Source organism: Streptomyces sennicomposti, from assembly GCF_019890635.1.
GTDB classification, from domain to species: domain Bacteria; phylum Actinomycetota; class Actinomycetes; order Streptomycetales; family Streptomycetaceae; genus Streptomyces; species Streptomyces sennicomposti.
On record NZ_JAIOAB010000022.1, the window covers coordinates 59,260 to 79,483 of the forward strand.

A 20,224-nucleotide genomic window follows, 5' to 3' on the forward strand; every position below is an offset into this window, starting at 1 on the left:
CCCAATGGCCTCTCCGATTGTCAACAAAAGTGTTGACGTACCGGGATCGGCTTCTTAACGTCTACGCCACAGCGAGTCCGAGGCTCCCCGCGCGGAGCCCGTACCTCCCGGGCGCATGCTCCGTCCGCCCTCCCCACCGGCCGCGCGAGCCGCACCGGCCCACTGCCCTTGCAGCCAGGGACCAAGGCCCTGCCCTGACGTCCCGCACGAGAGGAAACAATGATGTCCTCCTCCGCCACCTCCCCACTCGCCCGAGCGACCGGGACAGCGGCCCGCCGCAGCCGCACCGCTGTCATCGCCCTGTGCTGGGGACTCGTCCTCCTCGACGGCGTCGACACGTTCATCTACGGCTCCGTGCTGCCGAAGATGCTCGGCGGCCACAGCCTCGGTCTCACCCCCGACACCGCCGGCACGATCGGCAGTTACGCCAACTTCGGCATGCTGCTCGGCACGATCCTGTCCGGCATGGCCTCGAACTGGATCGGCCGCCGCGTCACCGTCTTCGTCAGCGTCGTGATCTTCACCCTCGCCACGCTGGGCACCGGCTGGTCCCAGTCCTCGGACCAGTTCGGCTTCTTCCGCTTCGTGTGCGGCTTCGGCCTCGGCGCACTGCTGCCGATCGCGATCTCGTACGGCATGGAGTTCACCTCGCGCGGGCGCCGCGCCCTCGCCACCGGCGTCATCATGACCGCCCACCAGACCGGCGGCGCCCTGGCCCCGCTGCTCGCTCTCTGGCTGGTCGACGACCACGGCTGGCGAACGGCCTTCATCGCCTCCGCGATACCCGCCCTGATCCTGCTCCCGGTCGCCGTCAAGCTGCTGCCCGAGTCGCCCACCAACCTGCTCACCCGCGGCCGCCGCGCCGACGCCGAGCTGCTCGCCGCCGACTACGGCACCGAACTGGCCGAGCCGAAGGCGACCGGCGGGGACAAGCTGGACGCGCTGAAGAACCTCTTCCGGCACGGCCAGTGGGCCACCACGCTCTGCTTCTGGCTGACCTCCTTCGCGGGTCTGCTCCTGGTCTACGGAGTCGGCCAGTGGCTGCCCAAGATCATGGTCGACCTCGGTCACGACACCGGCGACTCGCTGCTCTTCTCGACGTTCCTGAACGTCGGCGGCATCTGCGGCATGCTCATCGCCGGCCGCACCGCCGACCGCATCGGCCCGCGCAAGGTCGTCATCGCCTGGTTCGTCCTGACCGCCGTCTTCGTCTACCTCATGGGCGTCGAGATGTCGGTCGGCGCCCTGTACGCGGTGGTCTTCTGCGCCGGACTGCTGCTCTTCTCCGGCCAGACCATGGTCTACGCGACGGTCGGCACCCACCACAACGACGAGGACCGCCCCACCGCCCTCGGCTGGGTCTCCGGCATGGGCCGCTTCGGCGCCATCTTCGGCCCGTGGATCGGCGGCGCCCTCATCGAGGCGGGCAACGCCGACATCGGCTTCACCATGTACGCCTGCGCCGCGCTGTTCGGCGCGCTCATGATGACCGCGGCCGCCCTCACCATCAAGAGCCGCACGGCCGCCAAGGTCTGACCGCGGACAGCCGGAAGAGACCCTCCGGCGCCGGGGGCCCACGAGGAGTCGCGCACCAGGTGGTCGTGTCGGCCGGTCCTCCCGGCCCGGTCACCGCGCGCACAGCCGGTCCAGGGACGCGCGGCTCTCCTCGTCCGCGGCGCGGTAGACCAGCAGGCGCAGTTCCGGATCCTGGAGCGGCAGCAGGACTTCGAAGTCGACGGTGAGCGCGCCGGCGACCGGATGCCGCAGCGCCTTCCGGCCGCGTCCGTTGACGCCGACCTCCCGCTCCGACCACAGGCGGGCGAAGTCCTCGTCCTGCGCGGCGAACTCGTCGATGAGGCCGGACAGTTCCCGGTCCTTCGGGTGCGCGGCCCATGCCGCGCGCAGGTGGGCGATCCCGTCCCGCAGCACCTGCTCCCGGTCGGCGTAGAAGCCGCGCATCGCCGGGTGCAGCAGGCACAGCCACATCGCGTTGCGCCGTGACGGCGGCACGGTCTCGAAACCCGGGAGCAGCCGGGCCATTTCGGGGTTCCAGGCGAGGATGTCGTAGCGGTGGTCCAGCAGCATGGCCGGCAGCGGCGAGAGATCACCGACCAGGCGTGCCAGCGACGGCGCCGCACCGGCGGCCGGCCCACCGGCGGCGGGGCGGCGGCGTCCGGCCAGGTCGAACAGGTAGTCGCGTTCGCTCGGATCCAGGCACAGGGCCCGGGCCAGCGCCGCCAGCACCTCTGCCGAGGGCCGCAGCCCGCGGCCCTGCTCCAACCGGACCACGTAGTCGGTGCTGACCCCGGCCAGTTCGGCGACCTCCTCTCGGCGCAGCCCCGGCGTCCGCCGGCGCCGCCGGGGCGACGGCAGGCCCAGCCGGTCGGGGTCGAGGCCTTCGCGCCTGCTCCGCAGGAAGGCGGCCAACTCCTGGGCGGGATCCATGGTTCGGGACGTCATGACCGGTCCAACGCCCCAGGGTGGGACCGGTCTTCCCAGGAAGTGCCGTCCCTTACCCCCGGGCCGCCGCCGCCACAGACTCGGTCCCGGCAACGGACCACGAGCACAGGAGGATCTGATGGCACTGACCCTCGACGCCTACCGGCTGCTGGGCCGCTCGGGACTGCGGGTCTCACCGCTGGCCCTGGGCACGGCGACCTTCGGCACCGAGTGGGGCTGGGGCGCCGAACGGGCCGAGGCCCGCAAGCTGTTCGACCACTACGTCGGGCTGGGCGGCAACCTCCTGGACACCGCCGACACCTACACCGACGGCAGTTCCGAGCGCCTGCTGGGCGAGTTCGCCCGTAAGGAGCGCGAACGCCTGGTGCTGGCGACCAAGTACTCGACGCTGCGCCGTCCCGGCGACCCCAACTCCGGGGGCGGTCACCGCAAGGCCCTGTTCGGCTCGGTGGAGGGGAGCCTGCGGCGCCTGGCCACCGACTACATCGACCTGCTGTACCTGCACGTCTGGGACTTCCGCACGCCGGTCGAGGAGGTCCTGCGCGGCCTGGACGACCTGGTCCGGCAGGGCAAGGTGCTGTACGTGGCGATCTCCAACACCCCGGCCTGGCAGGTGTCCCGGATGCAGGCGATCGCCGACCTGCGCGGCTGGTCGCCGCTGGTCGCACTGCAACTCGAGTACAGCCTGATCGAACGCACCGCGGAGCGCGACCTGATCCCGATGGCCCGGGAACTGGGCCTGGGCGTGGTGCCGTACTCACCGCTGGGCGGCGGGGTGCTCAGCGGCAAGTACGGCCGGGACGACGTGACCGCGACGGGCGACGGCGCTGGCGACGGCACCCGCAGGAGCCTCAACCTCGCCCTGGGCACGCTCACCGAACGCAACCTGGCCGTGGCCGGGGCCGCCCGGGATGTCGCCGCCGAGCTGGGCCGCACCCCGGCCCAGATCGCGCTGGCCTGGACCCTGCGCAACCCGGGCGTGACGACCACGCTGATCGGGGCCCGCACCCCCACCCAGCTGGAGGAGAACCTCGGCGCCCTGGAGGTCGAGTTCACGGCCGCCCAGCTGGCCCGCCTGGACGCGGCGAGCACGATCGAACTCGGCCGGCCGCACGACCTGTTGGCCAGCGACCACATCCGCCGGGTGACCACGGGCGGCCTGCGGATCGAGACCCGTAGCTGACGGCCGGCCGCGGCGGCAGGAGCCGGGGTCCGGCGCCGCGCTGGTGACGGCCCTGGCCGCCCTGCCGTCAAGCCTCGCCCGGCCGCGAAGGCGTGACCGTGCGAGCAGGAGGCAACGAGACCTCCGGCGGCGGGAGTTCAGTGCCGGGAGGCTCGTGACCGCCCGGGTGCGCGCGCACTTCGCGGCGAGGGCCTCAATCTCAGAGCCCTCTGAGTCGGGGCCGCTAGCGTCCCGCTCATGGTGCGCGATTACCTCATCATCGGGGCCGGACCGGCCGGACTACAACTCGCCGCTCTGCTCGAACGCGACGGGCTCGACTACGTCGTCCTGGAGCGGGGAAGCGGACCGGGTACGTTCTTCACCACGTATCCGCGGCACCGCCGGCTGATATCGATCAACAAGGTCAACACCGGGTGCACCGACCCGGAACTCAACCTCCGCATGGACTGGAACTCGCTGCTCAGCGACGATCCGCGGCTGCTGTTCGGCCGGTACACCGACCGCTACTTCCCCCACGCCGACGACCTGGTGCGCTATCTGGCCGACTTCGCCGACTGCACCAGCGTCCGCGTCGAGTACGGCACGGACGTCGTCCGCGTCTCCCGCGCGGAGGGAGTCTTCACCGCCCTCGACGCCGGTGGACGGACCTGGCGGGCCCGGCGGCTCGTCGTGGCGACCGGCGTCTCCCGCCTCAACGTCCCGCGCATACCGGGCATCGAACTGGCCGAACGCTACGACACGTTCGACACCGACCCGGCGTCCTTCACGAACCAGCGGGTGCTCGTCGTCGGCAAGGGCAACTCCGCGTTCGAGACGGCCGACGCCCTCATGGAGAAGGCCGCGGTCATCCATGTCGCGGGCCCGCACTCGGTGCGGATGGCCTGGAAGACCCACTTCGTGGGGCATCTGCGCGCGGTGAACAACAACTTCCTGGACAGCTATCAGCTCAAATCGCAGAACGCCGTCCTGGACGGCACCGTGGAGAGCATCGAGCGGACCGCCGACGGCCGGTACCGGGTGGCGTTCCGCTACGCGCGGACCACGGAACACCTGCGCGAACTGCGCTACGACCGGATCATCCTCTGCGCGGGCTTCCGCTTCGACGCCGAGGTCTTCGACGAGAGCTGCCGTCCCGCGCTCGCCATCGACGACCGGTTCCCCGCGCAGACCTCCGCGTTCGAGTCGGTGAACGTCCCCGGTCTCCACTTCGCCGGCACCCTGACCCAGCAGCGGGACTTCAAGAGATCCACCAGCGGCTTCATCCACGGCTTCCGCTACGGCGCCCGCGCACTGCACCGCATCCTGCGCGCCCGCCACCACGACACGCCCTGGCCGTCCCAGACGCTCACCGCGGCGCCGGAGGCGATCGCCGACGCCGTCATCGCCCGCGTCAACCGCTCGTCCGGACTGTGGCAGCAGTTCGGGTTCCTCGGCGACGTGGTGACCGTCGACGGGGAGACGGCCCGCTATCAGGAGGAGGTCCCGCTCGACCACGTCGCCGACGGCGGGCTCGGGCCCGCCGCGCACCGCTTCGTCGCCGACCTGGAGTACGGGGCCGACCACGACCAGGCCGACCCGTTCGACGTCGGTGTGCCGCGGGTGGCCGAGAACGACGCCGAGCACGCGGAGGACTCCGCCTACCTCCACCCCGTGGTCCGGCACTACCGCGACGGCGTCCTCGCCGGCACCCACCACCTGGCGGAGAATCTGGAGAACGACTGGGACATCCCGGCCGTGCACCAGCAGCCGCTCGCCGCGTTCGTGAAGTCCTGCCTTGGCTGAGCAGTTCCCCGGCGGCGTGCTGGACCTCCTCGACGCGGCGGGCGACCGGCCGGTGTTCGAGCACGCCGACCGGGTGGTCACCGCCTCCGGGCTCCTCGGCCTGATCAGACGCGCCACGAGTGGTCTGCGCGAGTACGGCGTCCGGCCCGGCGACGGTGTCGGCCTGCTGCTGGGCGTGAGCCCGGAGGCGTTCGCCGCGATCATCGCGGCCCATGTCGTCGGCGCCCGCGTCGTGGGCGTCCGGCCGGGACTGACCGGACGCCAGCAGCGGCACCTCCTGGCGGACACCCGCGTGCGGGTCACCGAGGTCGGGACCGCCGGCGTGTCCGGCACAGGCGGCCGGGAGAGCGACTTCTCCACCACGGACGACCGAGCCCCTGGCGACCGCAACAGCGGTGACCGGGCCCGTGGCGACCGGCACGGCGGCGACCGGCACGGTGGCGACCGGGACGGCGGCGACCGGGACGGCGGCGGTCCGGACACGCCGTGGCCCGGACGCGTCCTCGCCCTCGACGCGCTGCTGTCGGCGCCGGACGACGGCCTGCGGCCCCGGGTGTCGGCACGGCCGCACGACATCGCCCGGCTCATCCACACCAGCGGCAGCACCGGCGTGGCCAAGGCCTGCGCCCAGACCTACGCGGCGATGACCGACGCCTGGGCCCTGCGCCCCGACGCCTGGCCGCCGGCCGTCCGCGAGCTGGCCGCGCGGCTGGAGAGGTTCCTGGTGTTCGGCACTCTGGCGAGCCAGGTGATGATGGAGTACGGGCTGCTCGCCCTCACGGCCGGCGGAACCCTCGTCACCGCCGACCCGCCCGTCTTCCCGGACGCGCTCGTGCGCCACCGGGCGACGGCGAGCGTCATCACCGTGGCCCGGCTGAACCGCCTTGTGGCCGGTCAGCGGGATCGGCCCGCGGACCTGGGCGCGCTGCGGGCGCTGATGGTGTCCGGGTCCCCGCTGGACGCGGGGCGGCTGCGGGAGGCCGTCGAGGTGCTCGGGCCCGTCGTCTTCCACGGGTACGGCCAGACGGAGACCGGCATGATCTCCATGGCCGTCCCGGGGGACCCGCCCGGTTCGCTGGGCGTGCCTCCCGTCGAGCTGGAGGTCCGGGACGCCTCGGGCGGGACCGTGCCGCCCGGCGCCGACGGCGAACTCTTCGTCCGGACCCCGTCGCAGGGGTGCGGCTACTGGCGGGAACCCGCGCTCGGCGCCGAGGTGTTCGTGGACGGCTGGGTGCGCACCCGCGATCTCGGCCGCCTCGACGCCGAGGGCCGGCTGTGGCTCACGGGGCGCACCCGTGACGTGATCATCGTCAACGCCAACGTGTACTACGCCGGTCCGATCGAGCGGCTGCTCGCCGCCCATCCGGCCGTGGCCGAGGCGTACGTCGTCGCCGTGCCCGACGAGAACACCGGGGAGGCCGTCCACGCGTTCGTGGTGCCCGCCGCCGGTCGGCTCCCGGACCCCGGTGAACTGCGCGAGCTGGTGGCGGCGCAGTTGGGCGAGGCGTGCGCACCCGCCCGCCTCCACCTCATCGACGAGGTGCCGCTCACCCCTGCCGGGAAGCCCGACAAGCGGCGGCTGTCCATGGAAATGTGACGAAGCGTCATGTTCCGCAAGGGCTTCGCCGGCGCGCGCCTCACGCGACGGCGAAGCCCTTTCCGCGTCCTCAGCGGACCTCGGCCGGGACCGCCCGCAACGGCGGGTCCTCCTTGCCGGCGCGGTCCCGCCGGTCGATCAGCCGCAGGAGCGGGGTGGCCATCACGGTGGTGACGAGGGCGACCACGACCAGGGCGCTGAACATCGCCCGGGTCACGATCCCGGCCGCCAGACCGAGGTTGAGCGCGATCAGCTGCATCAATCCTCGCGCGTTCATCAGCGCCCCGACGCGCAGCGCCACCCGGTTCGGCTCGCCGGCGGCGCGGGCGGCGAGCCAGCAGGCGCCGAACTTGCCCACGACGGCGACCACCACGCACCCCGCGGTGAACAGCAGCACCGGCCCGGAGCCGAGCAGGGCGAAGTCCGTGTTCAGCCCGGAGTAGGTGAAGAACAGCGGCAGGAACACCCGGCCCACCGGTTCCAGCGTCTCCACCGAGCGGTCCAGCTGGGAGGAGCGGGGGAAGACCAGTCCCAGGCTGAACGCGCCGAACACCGCGTACAGGCCGATCTCGTCGGTGTACCAGGCCGCCAGGAAGAGCACGCCCACCAGCGCGAGCAACAGGTTGTCGGGTCCGGCGCGTTCGGCGAGCCGTACGGTGCGCGGGCGCAGGCGGACCGCCGCCGCCAGGACGGCGACGAGGCCGAACGCGCCCGCGACGGCCACCGACACCAGCCCCGCGCTGCCGCCCGAGATGCTGAACACGCCCGCCAGCAGGATCCAGGCGACCGCGTCGTCGACGGCTCCGGCGCCGAGCGAGAGCGAGCCGAACCGGGTTCCGGTCAGGCCCTGTTCGGCGATGATGCGGGCCAGCATGGGGAACGCCGTCACCGCCAGGGCGACCCCGACGAACAGCGCCGACACGACCAGCCGGGTGTCGGGCGCCAGGACACCGGTCCGTCGGCCGGCGGTGACGATCAGCAGGGCGCCGAGCGCCACCGGCACCAGCACACCGGCCGCCGAGACCAGGGCGGCGGGCCGGGCGACGCCGCGGAGCCGGTCCACCCGGAACTCCCAGCCGACGCGGAACATGAACGCGACCAGGCCGATCTGCCCGACGACGTACAGCACCGGTCGCAGGTCCGGCGGGAAGAGCGCGGACTCGGTGCCGGGCAGCAGCGCGCCGAGCACCGAGGGGCCGAGCACCACGCCGGCGACCATCTCGCCGACCACGGGCGGCTGTCCGACCGCCTGCAGCAGCCGGCCGACGGCCCGGCAGACGACCAGGACGACCACGACGGCGAGGAAGAACGCGGGGGCGAGATCCGTGGCGCTCATCGGCTGTCTCCTTCCGGGTGGGCGACCGGGCAGCGGGCGGCCGGGTGCTCCTCGAAGTAGCGGGTCGCCGGCCTCTGGTGGCGGGCGTGCAGCACCATGACGGTGCCGAGGACCAGTTGCCGTACGCCGCGGGTGACGTCCTCGACCGCGTCGCGGACCCGGACGGCGGTGCGCAGCGCTTCCAGGCGGCGCGGCCGGTCGGGCAGGGTGCGCGGGATCAGCAGGCAGGGCGCGCGGTGCGGGATGGACCGGGTGTGGGAGGCCGTGGAGTCCAGCCGGAAGCGGTGCAGCACCTCCCGTACGGCGGCGCTCAGCACGAGGGGGGAGAGCCGCCAGGCCGGGCAGGGCCGGTTGGCGGCCATCCCGAAGGGGATGTGGTGGGCGTCCTTGCGGGACAGGGTGGTCCAGCGGTCGGGGTCGAACTCGTCGGGCCGGTCGTAGCCGGTGGCGTGGTAGTCGGGGTAGCTGAAGCACACCACCGTTCCGGCGGGGAGGGTCGTGTCCTCGTCGAGCGGGACGGCGTCCGTGGTGATGCGGTGGGCGATGCCGAACAGGGGGTACAGCCGCATCGTCTCGTCGAGCACGTGCGCGAGGTGGCGTTCGTCGTCCGGGGCGGCCGCCAGCCGGTCCTGTACGCGGGGGTGGCGGGCCAGGGCGAGCAGGACGTGCGCGGTCGCCTCGGACAGTTGCACGACGGCCGTGTTGAAGAACGTCCCCTGGAGGTAGTGCACCTGTTCCTGCGGCGTCAGGGAGGCCGGCAGCGGGTGCGGCACGTCACCGGCGGCGATCCGCTCGCGCAAATAGGCCGTCAGCCGGGCCCGGCGGCGCGGGTGGCGCAGCGAGGTGCACTTCAGGGCGCTGATCACGTCGTCGGCGTGCGCGGTGATGAGTTCTCGGGCGCGCGGCGGGCACGGCTCCTTGAACACCAGTTCGTAGCAGAACTCGGCCCATGCGGGCATCACCAGGTCCCGCAGCCGTACCAGGCTGATCCTGTCCTCCGGCAGCGTCTCCAGCACGCGGGCGACGGCCCGGCCGGCCGTCGCGGCGAGGGCGGCCGAACTCCCGGCCAGGACGCGGCGCGTCGTCGCGGCGACGTCCTCGTAGCGCGCGCCGGGTTCCAGGTGTTCCTGGTGCACCTCGGGTCCGGGCGCCAGCCAGTACCAGAACAGGTCGGACAGGCCCGCTCCGGCGCTGCGCCCGTCGGCGGCCGGATGGGCGTAGACCCGCTCGAACACCTCGGGTCCGTGGCGGGCGTCGGGCAGGGTCACGGCGCGGTCGCCGTTGACCTTCTCGAAGATGCGCACGCGCAGCGCCACCACGGTGCGCGGCAGCCACCATGTGTCCGCCGCGGCCGTTCTCGGTCCGTTCCTCACCACCGCGGCTCTCCTCTCCGGACCACCATGTCCCTCGTCAGGTCGGCGTTGCGGCGGCCGCCGCACAGCGCGAGCGTGTGGTCGTACTCGTCGCGCAGCAGCGCCAGGACCCGGCGGACGCCGCTCTCCCCCGCGGCGGCCAGCCCCCACACCACCGGCCGTCCCACGCCGACGGCCCTCGCGCCCAGGGCGAGCGCGACGGCGATGTCGGTGCCCCGCCGCACGCCGCCGTCCATCAGGACCGGCACCCGGCCGGCGACCGCGTCGGCGACCGCCGGCAGACAGTCCAGGGCCGCGGGGACGGTGTCGCACTGGCGGCCCCCGTGGTTGGAGACGAGCACGCCCGCCGCGCCGTGCTCGACGGCCAGGCGCGCGTCCGCCGGATGCAGGACTCCCTTCACCAGTACGGGAAGCGACGTGCCGCGCACGATCTCGTCGAGGTCCTGCCAGGACACCTCCGGGGACATGGGGACGTCGGTGAGGCCGCCGGGCGGGGCGCCCGGCAGGTCGCGCATGTTCTCCGCGGCGTAGCCGGGCGGCAGGTCGGTGAACCCGTTGCGCAGGTCCCGCGTGTGCCGGCCGAACACGGGTGAGTCGACGGTCACCACCAGTGCCGTGCAGCCCGCGTCGGCGGCGCGCCGCGCGAGCGCCGCGGTGACCTCGCGGCGGGGGTGCGGGGAGAGCTGGAACCACACCGCCGGGTCGGATGCGGCCTCGCGTGCCGCCGCGACGACGTCGGCGACCGCCGTGGTCGCGGCGGTCCCGGTGACGAGGACGGCGCCCTCGGCCGCGGCGGCGCGGGCCGTGGCGCGCTCGCCGTCGGGGTGCATCAGCCGGTGGAACGCGGTCGGTGCGACGAGGACCGGCGCGGTGCGCGGGGCCCCGGGCAGATCGACGGCGGTCTCCCGTCTCCCGCTGCCGCGCAGCACCCTCGGCAGCAGGGCGTAGCGGGCGAAGGCCCGCTCGTTGTCGGCGAGGACGCGTTCCTCGCCGGCCCCGCCCGCCACGTAGTCGTAGTGGACGGGGTCCAGCGCGCCGCGCGCCGCCGCGTGCAGGTCGTCGAGGGTCACGCCGCCCCCGCCGGGGCGGGGCCGCGGTGGGCGGCGAGGAAGGCGCGCAGCGGGGCCCGGTGGATCTCCTCGCTGTCCCACTCGTTCTCCAGGTTCTCGGTGAGATGGTGCTCGGCGACGAACGCGCCGGCCCGGTACCAGCGGACCACCGGATGCAGGTAGCGGCCGTCGAGTCCTCGCACGTCCTGCTGGGAGGTGCGGCCCGCGGTGACGTCGAAGGGATCGACCCGGTCGTGGTCCGCGCCGTACTCCAGGGTGATCACCGCGTGGGCGTCCGCCGCCCCGAAGTCCCCGGCCCGTACGGCGCCTGGCACATGCCGCACGGGGACCTCCTCGGCGTAGCGCAGCGCGCCGTCGGGGCCCACGAGCAGCAGGTCGCCGAGGACGCCGAACTGCTGCCACAGCGCGGAGGAGCGGTTGACGCGGGAGACGACGGCGTCGACGGCCGCCTCGACGGTGTCCCCGAGGTCCCGCGTCGGCCACGGTTCGCCGTGGTGGCGCTGTCGCAGCGCCCGGTGCAGGGCGCGCACCGAGTAGCGGAAGCCGTGGATGAAGCCGGTCGTGGCCTTCTTGAAGTCGGCGCCCTGCATCAGCGTCCCGGCGAAGTACAGTCCGGGCACGTTGACGGACTCGCCGACGGGTGTGAGGGCGGGGAACCTGCCGTCGACGATCAGATCGGGCACACAGGTGTCGTCGAAGACCGAGACGTCCATGCGGAATCCGGTCGCGACGATCACCCGGTCGTAGCGCAGGTCCTTGACCACCTCCTCGACCCGCTCGAAGGCGACCGGTACCCGGAAGCCGTCCTCCTCCTCGCGGACGGCGAGCACCCGGCCGTCGAGCACGGCGTTCTGCGACTTCAGCTGGTAGCTGTCCAGGAAGTTGTTGTTCACCGCGCGCAGGTGGCCGACGTAGTGCGACCGCCAGGCCAGCCGCAGCGAGCCGGAGCCGATCACATGGATGACGGCCGCCGTCTCCATCAGGCTGTCGGCGGTCTCGAAGGCCGAGTTGCCCCGGCCGATGACCAGCACCCGCTGGTCGGTGAACGACTGCGGGTCGGGGTCGAACGTGTCGTAGCGTTCGGCCAGTTCGATGCCGGGGACGGACGGCAGGTTCGGCAGGGGCACGCCGGTGGCCACCACCAGGCGGCGGGTGCGCCAGGTGTTCCCGGTGCGATCGGTGACGGTGAAGACGCTCTCGTCGCCGTCGCCCGCGCCGTCGCCGTCGTCGCGGGAGATGCGTTCCACGGCCGTGTCGTACCGTACGCGCACCCCGGTGCGGGCGGCGTAGTCGGACAGGTAGCGGACCATGTCGTCGGCCGGCGGGAAGTAGCGCCGGCCGTAGCGGGTGAAGAGCAGTTCCGGATCGTCGCTCAGCAGCGAGTTCCAGTCCATCCGCAGCCGCAGCTCCGGGTCGTCGTATCCGGTGTGCACCTTGTTGATCGAGATGAGTCGGCGGTGCCGGGGAAACCGGGCGAAGAACGTCCCCGGACCGCTGCCGCGTTCCAGTACGACGTAGTCGGCACCGTCACGCTCCAGTGAGGCGGCGAGTTGGAGTCCCGCGGGCCCCGCTCCGATGATCAGGTAGTCGTGCGCCATGGACCGGAAGCTATCCACCCGTTTTCAGAGCGCTCTGAGATTCACCGCCTACGTTTCCCCGCGTGCTGACCCCTACGGACACCGTCTCGCTCACCGGTCCCCTGGCCCCCGCCGCGCTGCGCCGCGCGGCAGCGCCGCTCACCGTCGCCGTGGACGACGCGGCCCGCGCGCGCGTCGAACGCGGCAGGCGCCTGTTCGACGCGCTGCGGCACGACGACGGCGCGGCCCGCCCGATCTACGGCGCGACCACCGGCTTCGGCGCGCTCGTCGGATACGCGGGCCGCGCCGACGAGGCCGACCAGTGCGACAACACGCTCGCCCATCTGGGCGCCGGACAGGGACCGGACCTGCCGCACGCGATCGTGCGCGCCGCACTGCTGCTGCGCACGCGCTCCCTCGCCCAGGGCGCCTCCGGGGTGTCGGTCGAGGTCGTGGACCGGCTCGCCGCGATGTTCGCCACGACCTTCTGCCCCGCCGTCCCCCGCTTCGGCTCCGTCGGCGCGAGCGGCGATCTGATTCCGCTCGCCTACGCGACGCAGGCGCTGCGCGGCCGGGGCCACGCCTACGCGGACGGCCGCCGTATGCCCGCCGCTGACGCGCTGGCCGTCGCCGGGCTGCGGCCGCTGGGGCTGGACGGCCGTGACGCGCTCGCCCTCGTCAACGGCACCTCGGTCACCACGGCGGCTCTCGCCCTGGCGTGCGACGCCGTGCGCGCCGCGCACCGCTCGCTCACCTCGCTCACCTGCCTGCTCGTCGACGTCCTCGGCTGCGATCCCGGCTTCCTCGACGCCGATCTGCTGCGCGCCTACGGCCACGCCGGTGCGATCGACGCCGGAGCACGCATGCGGCACACCCTCGCCGGCTGCACGCCGTCCGGGTCCCGGCCGTTGCAGGAGCCGTACTCCCTGCGCTGTTCCCCGCAGTTGCTGGGCGCGGCCGAGGACGCGCTGCGGTACGTGGACGGCGTGGTCACCGCGGATCTCGGCGGAATCAGCGACAACCCGCTGTTCTTTCCCGGCGGCGCGGGCGAGGCGGCGCCGGGCAAGGTGGTGCACGGGGGGAACTTCTTCGGGCAGCCCGCCGCGTTCGCCGCCGACCTGCTGGCGTCCGTCGCCGCCCAGCTGGGCAATCTCGCCGAACGCCAGCTCGACCTGCTGGTGGACCCGGTGCGCAACGGCGGCCTCCCGCCGATGCTCGCCACCGCGCCGGGCGCCCAGCACGGTCTGCAGGGGGTGCAGTTGGCCACCACCGCTCTGGTCGCGGAGATCCGCCGGGCGGCCGCCCCCGCGAGCATGCAGAGTCTGCCGACCAATCTGCACAACCAGGACGTCGTGCCGTTCGGCACCCAGGCGGCCCTGCGCTCCCACGACATGGCGGAACTGCTCGGGCTGCTGTGCGGGTCGCTGGCGCTCGGTCTGCGCCAGGCCGTCCACGTCGGCGCCCGGCGGCCCACCGCGCCCCGGTGCGCCGCGCTGCTGGACGCTCTCGCCGAGGCGATCGCGCCGGTCGATCCCGACCGTCCGCTGGACGCCGACGTACGGGCCGCCGCCCGCCTCCTGGTCACCCACGACGTCACCCACGATCTGCCGTGACCGGGGGCGCCGGGGGCCGTCCGGGCCGGGGCGGGGGGCAGGGAAGCCGGATGGTGAACCGGGCGCCCCGGCCCGGACGGCCGGTGACGCCGACCGTGCCGCCGTGGCCCGTGACCACCTCCCGCAGCAGCGCGAGCCCCAGCCCGTACCGGCCGTCGCCGCCGTTCCCGCCCCGGTGGAACCGCTCGAAGAGCCGGTCCGCCTCGGCGGGGTCGAGACCGGAACCGGTGTCCGCGACGGTCAGTTCGGCCTCGCGGCCGGACCGCGTGACGCTCACCCGGATCCGCCCGCCCTGCGGGGTGTGGCTGATCGCGTTGGCCAGCAGTTCTCCCACGGCGCGGCGCAGCGCGGACTCGATCCCGGTGACGAACAGGGGCTGCGGCGGGCCGTCCACGGTGACGGTGAGCCGGCCGTCCCGTACCCGGTCGGCTTCCTCGGCGGCCACCGACCGGGCCAGCGCCACCAGGTCGACCGGCCGCCGCTGCGACAGCCGGGCCGGCCCCGCGGTGAGACTCGCGGACAGCAGCAGATCGTCGAGGACCTCCCCGAGCCGGCCGGCCGAACCGACCAGGCGGTCCAGTCCGGCGCGGTGCGCGGCCGGCAGTTCCTCGGCCGCGGCCTGCCGGGCCAGCAGCTGGGCCCGCGTGTGGACCTGGGTGACCGGAGTGCGCAGCTCGTGGCTGGCGTCCGTGACGAACCGGCGCTGCCTGGCGAGCGCGTCGGCCAGCGGGGCGACCGCCAGCCTGCCGAGGACCGCCCCGGTGAGGGCGGCGGCGACCAGGCCCACCGCCTCGGCGACGGCCAGGGCGGACCACAGGTGGGTGCGGTCGGCCAGTTGGAAGCGCATGTCGAACACCGCCTGCACCACCTTCCCGTCGGCTCTGGCCTGGGTGCGCACCAGGTAGACCGTGTCGTCGCGGCGCACGGTGCGTTCCACGGCCGTACGGGTCCGGCGCACCCGGTCCAGGTCGGCGCGGACCGGGAACCCGCGCGGGGCGTTCGGGAGCGGGGCCACGCCCGGCGCGTACAGCCAGGTGCACACGGGTGGGCTCGCCAGGTCGCCGAGCGCCGCACCGTAGCGCAGCTCTCGCCACACCTGCTCGTTCTGCGCCCGCGTCATCATGACGTCCGCGATGGCGCCGACCCCGGTGACCAGCAGCGTGATGATCGCCGCGGTGATCACGGCGATCCGCAGCCGGGCGCGGCGCACGGCCGCCCGGTCCGGGTTCCCGGACGGTCTCACAGCGCCCCCAGCCGGTAGCCGAGCCCGCGGACCGTGCGCACGACCTTCGTGCCGAGCTTGCGGCGCAGGTAGTAGACGTAGGTGTCCACGATGGAGGACGCGGGCGCCTCCTCGAACACCGTCCGGCGCAGTTCCGCCCGCGTGTACACGACGTGGGGGCGCGAGGCGAGGGCCCACAGCAGCGCGAACTCCCGCGCGGCGAGCGCGATGCGCTCCCCGTCGGCCAGTTCGACCGCCCGGTGGGCGACGAGGAGGCGTCCCGAGCCGATGCTGAGGACGTCGGTGACGTCGAGCGCCCGCCGGCACAACGCCCTTAATCGCGCGCTGAGTTCGTCGAGGTCGAACGGCTTGACCAGGTAGTCGTCGGCGCCGGCGTCCAGGCCGTCCACCCGGTCGTGCACGGTGCCCATCGCGGTCAGCAGCAGCACCGGGGTGCGCAGCGCTCGGGACCGGAGGCGGCTGAGCAGGTCGAGACCGTCCAGCACCGGCAGCCGCCGGTCGAGGACGAGTACGTCGTAGCGGCGGGTGAGGCCGAGGTGCAGCCCCTGTTGCCCGTCCGTGGCGACGTCGACCGTGTACCCCTCGTCCCGCAGTACCGTTTCCAGCATCGCGGCCAGTTCCCGGTCGTCCTCGACCAGCAGCAGCCGCCCGGCCTCCCGGACCACGGCTTGCGTCACTGTCCCTCTCCCCTCGCTCGGCCCTGTTTCCTTCAACGCTCAAGCGTTGCAGGAGAGTTCACGGTGAGGGAGGGGGCCTCGGGGGTCAGTGGCACGAGCGGCGGGGCGTCAGTCCGCGGGGCGGAACGGGATGTCCTCACGCGGCCACCTGGTGTCGTGCCGGAACGCCTCGCTGTCGAAGCCGGCGAGGGTGTCGCGGAGCTGGCGGAGGTTTCCCAGCTCGAAGTACAGGGCGCGCAAGGAGTACTGCGACACCGCCATGGTGTACCGGCGGTCCTCGTGCGGGATCAGTCCCATCTCCTCGGCTCGACGGTGCGCCCAGACCACGTCGCGGATGTCCTCGTCCACCCGCCGCAGGCGGGCGTCGAGGAGATCGAGCAGCTTCGGCAGCGGCACCCCCCGGCCGAGGAAGACGCGGAGCAGTGTGGGGTCCTTGACGATCACGGCGTCGTCGTCCCCCTCGGCGACCCATCGCCTCAGCGTGCGCTCGCCCGACCGGGTGATGTGGAAGACCTGGGCGCGGCGGGATCCGCCGAGCGACACCTCGCTGTCCTGGACGAGGCCGAGAGCCAACAGGCGCCGCAGTTCACGGCGGATGTGGCTGACGGCCGGCGCCCAGTAGAAGAAGCGCAGGGCGAAGGTCGTCCGTTGCTTGATCTCGCCCGCCGAGAGCTTCTCGCCGTTGACGGACAGGATGCCGAGCACGGCGTACGCGGTGGCGGACAGGTCTTCGGCGGGAGCCCCGTCGTCCGACCCATCTTCTGGCGTGTCGTTGTTCTCCTCCACGCGAGGAGTATAGGCCGACGATCCATCGATTCGTTGGACTATTAGACCCATGCGGCGGATCAGCGTTCGCGGGTCTTAGGGGATTACAGTGAGTCAATAGGCCTTGTTTCAGCGGGCGTCACGGCCCCGACGCTCACGGTTGGCCACATGGAGGGCCGCTTCACCGACGAATCCATAGGACTAGTAGTCTCACTGACGACGACCGACGGCGAGGAGGAAGAGAAGTGAGGATTCCGGACAACGAGGACCGGCTGCGCCGGCCGGCGCGCATCCGTTCACTGCGGGTCGGCGACCTCCGCGTGAGCTATGTGCCGGACGGCGTGGTCAAGATGGTCCCGCGCAGCCTCTTCCCGGCGACGTCGGACGAGACGTGGGCGCGGAACAGCCGGTACCTGGACTCCTCGGGCTGGTTGACGATCAGCGCGGGCGGACTGCTGATCGAGAACGGCGAACGCGCCATGCTCGTCGACGCCGGTTACGGCCCCTTCACCGAGCCGGTCTCGATGATGGAGCACGGCATGGCGACCATGTACGGCGGTTCGCTTCTCGACAGCCTCGACAGGCTCGGCCGCGGTCCGCACGACATCGAGACGGTGGCGATCACCCATCTCCACATCGAGCACCTGGGCTGGGCGGCGCACCCGGCGCCGGGCGAGTCCGAACCCGCCTTCGCGCACGCGGCGTACCTCGTCTCACAGCGGGAGTGGGACGACCGCCGCACGACGTTCGGAGTCACCGAGGAAGTCGCGGCGGCCCTCGCTCGCCGGGTGCGCACCGTGGCGGACGGGGACGAGGTGTTCCCCGGGGTACGCGCCGTCGCGCTGCCCGGCCACACGGCCGGGCAGATGGGATACGAAGTGACATCCGCCGGCGAACGGCTGCTCGCGTTCGCCGACGTCCTGCACTCTCCGGTGCAGGTGGCGCATCCGGACTGGACGATCGTCGGGGAATCGGCTGCCGAGGAGTCCGCCGGGCTCCGGCGCGAGGTGCTCGGACGGCTGGCCGATGAGGGCACGATCGGATTCGGCGTCCATTTCGCCGACGTCCCCTTCGGCCGCGTCCGGCGCATGGGCGACTCCTTCGCCTGGGAGCCGCTGGCCTGACTGACCGCTGTGGACGCGGTACCAGGGACCGTCCCAGCAGCCGGGCTGTGCGCTGTCGCTCATCGGGCTGGTGTGCCGGGCGGAACCGTCCGCCTCGGCCATCCCCTTGTACGACGGTTCCTGAGCGTCTGCCCGGCCAAGGGAAGACAGACGCCTCAGGCCCGTGAACCACTGCGGCCACAGCACTAAAGTTGCGAAGCCCCTCCGTCGACAGGAAACTCCGTTCCCGTCGAGAAGGTCGCGTCGAATGCCAAGTACGCCACTGCGGCGGCCACTTCCTCGGGCGTCCCCATCCGCTGCATCGGATTGGTGCTGCGGTAGGTGTCCTTCATCGTCTCGACGAGATCGGCGGGCAGGGAGCGGTCCAGGATGCCCGTGTCGATCGGGCCGGGGCTCACGGCGTTGACGCGCACCTTGCGCGGAAGCAGCTCGCGGGCCAGGGTGCGCGTCATCGACCGCAGGGCCGCTTTGCTCGCCGAGTAGACGCTGAGCGCGTCGAGCCCCAGGACGTTCACCACCGACGTGGTGAGGACCACGCCGCTTCCCTCGCGCAACAGCGGCGCCAGCGCCTGCACCGTGAAGTACGGGCCCTTGGCGTTGACGTCGAACAGGGCGTCGTACATCTCCTCCGTCGTCGACTCGAACGGCGCGGACGCCGTGACACCGGCGTTGACGAACAGCGCGTCCACCGTGCCGAACCGCTCCTGGACCGTGCCGGCCAGCGCCTTGATGTCCTCCAGGGACGCGGCGTCGCTGCGGACGGCGACCGCCTTGTCCCCCAACTGCTCCAGCGCGGCGTCCAGGGTGTCTCGGGTGCGGCCGGTGATCAGTACGTGCGCCCCACCGTCCGCGAACAACCGGGCCGTCGTCAGGCCGATGCCGCTGCTTCCGCCGGTGATCACGATCTTCTTGCCGTCGTAAGTGGTCATGCCCACAAGCCAAATACCCACCCGCACACCCTGTCCAAGACCTGTTCCGCATGCCGTGATGCCCCCGGCGTATGACGACGCGCGACGTATCCTGGGCGAATGGACTTCGATCTGCGGCTCGTGCGCTATTTCACGGCCGTGGCGGAGTACGGCAACTTCGGCCGGGCCGCCACCAGGCTGCACCTGGCGCAGCCGTCGTTGAGCCGCCAGATCCAGCGACTGGAGGATCAGCTGGGTGTCCGGCTCTTCGACCGCTCACGGCAGGGGAGCAGCCTCACCGACGCCGGCCGGGCCTTCCTCCCCAGGGCCCGGATCCTGCTCCAGGAGGCCGAGCAGGCCGCTCGCACGGCCAGGGCCGCCGCCCAGCCCCGTGCCGTCACCGTCGGCTGCGCCGAGGGACTGGTCGTCACCGCCTGCGTGCAGGAACTGCGCCGCCGGCACCCCGAGGGCCGGATCCGCACCCGGCACCTCGACTGGCGGGACACGCACGCCCTCACCGAGGGGCGGGTCGATGCCGTCGTCGCCTACCGGCCCCTGCCCTTCCCGACGGACGGCCTCCGGGTGACCAAGCTCCGTGAGGAGTCACGGGTGCTCGTCATGTCCGCGCGTCATCATCTGGCGAACGAGGAAGCCGTCAGCCTGCGGGCCCTGTCGGACGAGGAACTGCTGGCCTGCGCCAGCACGCCGGTCGTCTGGAGCACGCCCAGGCCGGTCGGCGACCGCCCGGCGTCGCCCCCGCCCGCGCTCGACGACAGCTACGAGGACAAGCTGGAACTCATCGCCACCGGCCACTGTGTCGCCCTCTTCCCGGCCGGCGACCGACGTGCCGCCGTGCGCGAGGACATCGCCCTGGTGCCCGTCATCGACACCGACCCCTGCGAAGTCGTGCTCGTCACGCGCGCCGACGACTCCAACCCGCTGCTCGCATCACTGGCAGACGTCGCGCACACCTTGCTCGGCACAGCCTCCCCACGGGAGACCAACGAACTGCCCGCCGACTGACTCCCTCGCCTCTGCGCGGTGTTCCACAGGGCTGTCGCCGCGCAGCCCTCGTCGGCTCGGACCAGCCGGACCGTCAACGGCCCCCGGCTCCCGCCAAGCGCGGGCCCGCTGCCGACGGCGCGGTTCGAGGGCGGCGACCGCCTCGCCCGCGACGCCGGTGCCCAGGCCGAGGCCGGAAGCTTCAGGGCGGCCTGGTGGATGGCGAGTGTCACCGACCGACCGGGTGCCTGCTGTCAGCCTGCTTCGACGTCAGCGGATCGTCCCGCGGCCTGCGCTCGATACCGCCCGGGTGTGATGCCGAACTTCCGTCGGAAGGCGTGGGAGAGCGCGTACGGGCTGCCGTGGCCGACTCGGCCAGGCGGAAGGTCTTCGTGGGTGGGAAGTGTCCGAACCTGGCGTTCCTTGGGACGGAAACTGACGGTCACAGCCAAGCGCGGATTCCTGTCCAACGGACAGAGGACCGCATCATTCATTCCCCGGCGACGAGTAGCAC

The 20,224-nt window shown here is 72.7% G+C and carries 16 protein-coding genes and 1 pseudogene; 7 read left to right on the forward strand and 10 right to left on the reverse strand.

The window, feature by feature from the left end; genetic code table 11:
* Positions 1 to 222: 222 nt before the first annotated feature.
* The gene (locus tag K7787_RS15115) at positions 223 to 1,536 is read left to right on the forward strand and encodes an MFS transporter (protein WP_247720906.1); all 1,314 of its coding nucleotides are present in this window, start codon (positions 223 to 225) and stop codon (positions 1,534 to 1,536) included.
* A gap of 90 nt (positions 1,537 to 1,626) precedes the next feature.
* Here the strand turns inward: K7787_RS15115 and K7787_RS15120 are convergent, their stop codons facing one another.
* Positions 1,627 to 2,460, reverse strand: coding sequence for an MmyB family transcriptional regulator (locus K7787_RS15120; RefSeq protein WP_223001718.1), 834 nt, complete (start codon positions 2,458 to 2,460; stop codon positions 1,627 to 1,629).
* Positions 2,461 to 2,578: 118 nt separating this feature from the next.
* Here K7787_RS15120 and K7787_RS15125 point away from each other — a divergent pair, with 118 nt between their 5' ends.
* From K7787_RS15125 to K7787_RS15135, 3 genes are all read left to right on the forward strand, one after another.
* The gene (locus tag K7787_RS15125) at positions 2,579 to 3,643 is read left to right on the forward strand and encodes an aldo/keto reductase (protein ID WP_223001719.1); all 1,065 of its coding nucleotides are present in this window, start codon (positions 2,579 to 2,581) and stop codon (positions 3,641 to 3,643) included.
* A gap of 237 nt (positions 3,644 to 3,880) precedes the next feature.
* The gene (locus K7787_RS15130; RefSeq protein ID WP_223001720.1) at positions 3,881 to 5,425 is read left to right on the forward strand and encodes an NAD(P)-binding domain-containing protein; all 1,545 of its coding nucleotides are present in this window, start codon (positions 3,881 to 3,883) and stop codon (positions 5,423 to 5,425) included.
* Complete coding sequence (locus tag K7787_RS15135; protein WP_223001721.1) at positions 5,418 to 7,022, forward strand: class I adenylate-forming enzyme family protein; 1,605 nt, start codon at positions 5,418 to 5,420, stop codon at positions 7,020 to 7,022. The genes K7787_RS15130 and K7787_RS15135 overlap by 8 nt, the downstream gene beginning before the upstream one ends.
* A gap of 70 nt (positions 7,023 to 7,092) precedes the next feature.
* Here the strand turns inward: K7787_RS15135 and K7787_RS15140 are convergent, their stop codons facing one another.
* Genes K7787_RS15140 through K7787_RS15155 form a run of 4 tightly spaced genes read right to left on the reverse strand, consistent with a single transcriptional unit; the run spans position 7,093 to position 12,399 of the window.
* A complete protein-coding gene (locus tag K7787_RS15140) occupies positions 7,093 to 8,358 on the reverse strand; it encodes a cation:proton antiporter (protein WP_223001722.1) in 1,266 nt (421 codons plus the stop codon).
* Positions 8,355 to 9,734, reverse strand: coding sequence for a cytochrome P450 (locus tag K7787_RS15145; protein ID WP_223001723.1), 1,380 nt, complete (start codon positions 9,732 to 9,734; stop codon positions 8,355 to 8,357). Before K7787_RS15145 ends, K7787_RS15140 begins: the two co-directional genes overlap by 4 nt.
* On the reverse strand, positions 9,728 to 10,801 hold the full coding sequence (locus tag K7787_RS15150; RefSeq protein WP_223001724.1) for an alpha-hydroxy acid oxidase: 1,074 nt from the start codon (positions 10,799 to 10,801) through the stop codon (positions 9,728 to 9,730). The genes K7787_RS15145 and K7787_RS15150 overlap by 7 nt, the downstream gene beginning before the upstream one ends.
* A complete protein-coding gene (locus K7787_RS15155; RefSeq protein WP_223001725.1) occupies positions 10,798 to 12,399 on the reverse strand; it encodes an NAD(P)-binding domain-containing protein in 1,602 nt (533 codons plus the stop codon). Before K7787_RS15155 ends, K7787_RS15150 begins: the two co-directional genes overlap by 4 nt.
* Before the next feature lie 62 nt (positions 12,400 to 12,461).
* Here K7787_RS15155 and K7787_RS15160 point away from each other — a divergent pair, with 62 nt between their 5' ends.
* Positions 12,462 to 13,991, forward strand: a complete 1,530-nt coding sequence (locus tag K7787_RS15160; protein WP_223001726.1) for an aromatic amino acid ammonia-lyase — start codon at positions 12,462 to 12,464, stop codon at positions 13,989 to 13,991.
* Here K7787_RS15160 and K7787_RS15165 read toward each other — a convergent pair.
* The 3 genes from K7787_RS15165 to K7787_RS15175 form a co-directional block, all read right to left on the reverse strand.
* A complete protein-coding gene (locus K7787_RS15165; RefSeq protein ID WP_308036364.1) occupies positions 13,972 to 15,234 on the reverse strand; it encodes a sensor histidine kinase in 1,263 nt (420 codons plus the stop codon). The genes K7787_RS15160 and K7787_RS15165 overlap by 20 nt on opposite strands.
* Positions 15,231 to 15,911 (reverse strand): response regulator transcription factor, encoded by a 681-nt coding sequence (locus K7787_RS15170; protein ID WP_106434072.1) that lies wholly within the window; start codon positions 15,909 to 15,911, stop codon positions 15,231 to 15,233. Before K7787_RS15170 ends, K7787_RS15165 begins: the two co-directional genes overlap by 4 nt.
* A gap of 108 nt (positions 15,912 to 16,019) precedes the next feature.
* Positions 16,020 to 16,697: a hypothetical protein gene (locus K7787_RS15175; protein WP_009192408.1), complete on the reverse strand. Its 678-nt coding sequence runs from the start codon at positions 16,695 to 16,697 to the stop codon at positions 16,020 to 16,022.
* Between the two features lie 224 nt (positions 16,698 to 16,921).
* On the opposite strand from K7787_RS15175, the gene K7787_RS15180 reads away from it, so the two are divergent.
* Positions 16,922 to 17,800 (forward strand): MBL fold metallo-hydrolase, encoded by an 879-nt coding sequence (locus K7787_RS15180; RefSeq protein ID WP_223001727.1) that lies wholly within the window; start codon positions 16,922 to 16,924, stop codon positions 17,798 to 17,800.
* Positions 17,801 to 17,985: 185 nt separating this feature from the next.
* Here the strand turns inward: K7787_RS15180 and K7787_RS15185 are convergent, their stop codons facing one another.
* On the reverse strand, positions 17,986 to 18,729 hold the full coding sequence (locus K7787_RS15185; protein WP_223001728.1) for an SDR family oxidoreductase: 744 nt from the start codon (positions 18,727 to 18,729) through the stop codon (positions 17,986 to 17,988).
* A 99-nt stretch (positions 18,730 to 18,828) separates the two neighbouring features.
* Here K7787_RS15185 and K7787_RS15190 point away from each other — a divergent pair, with 99 nt between their 5' ends.
* Positions 18,829 to 19,731, forward strand: coding sequence for a LysR family transcriptional regulator (locus tag K7787_RS15190; protein ID WP_223001729.1), 903 nt, complete (start codon positions 18,829 to 18,831; stop codon positions 19,729 to 19,731).
* Positions 19,732 to 19,964: 233 nt separating this feature from the next.
* Here K7787_RS15190 and K7787_RS31750 read toward each other — a convergent pair.
* Positions 19,965 to 20,084: pseudogene (locus tag K7787_RS31750) on the reverse strand (AraC family transcriptional regulator); the annotation flags it as partial.
* Between the last annotated feature and the right edge of the window lie 140 nt (positions 20,085 to 20,224).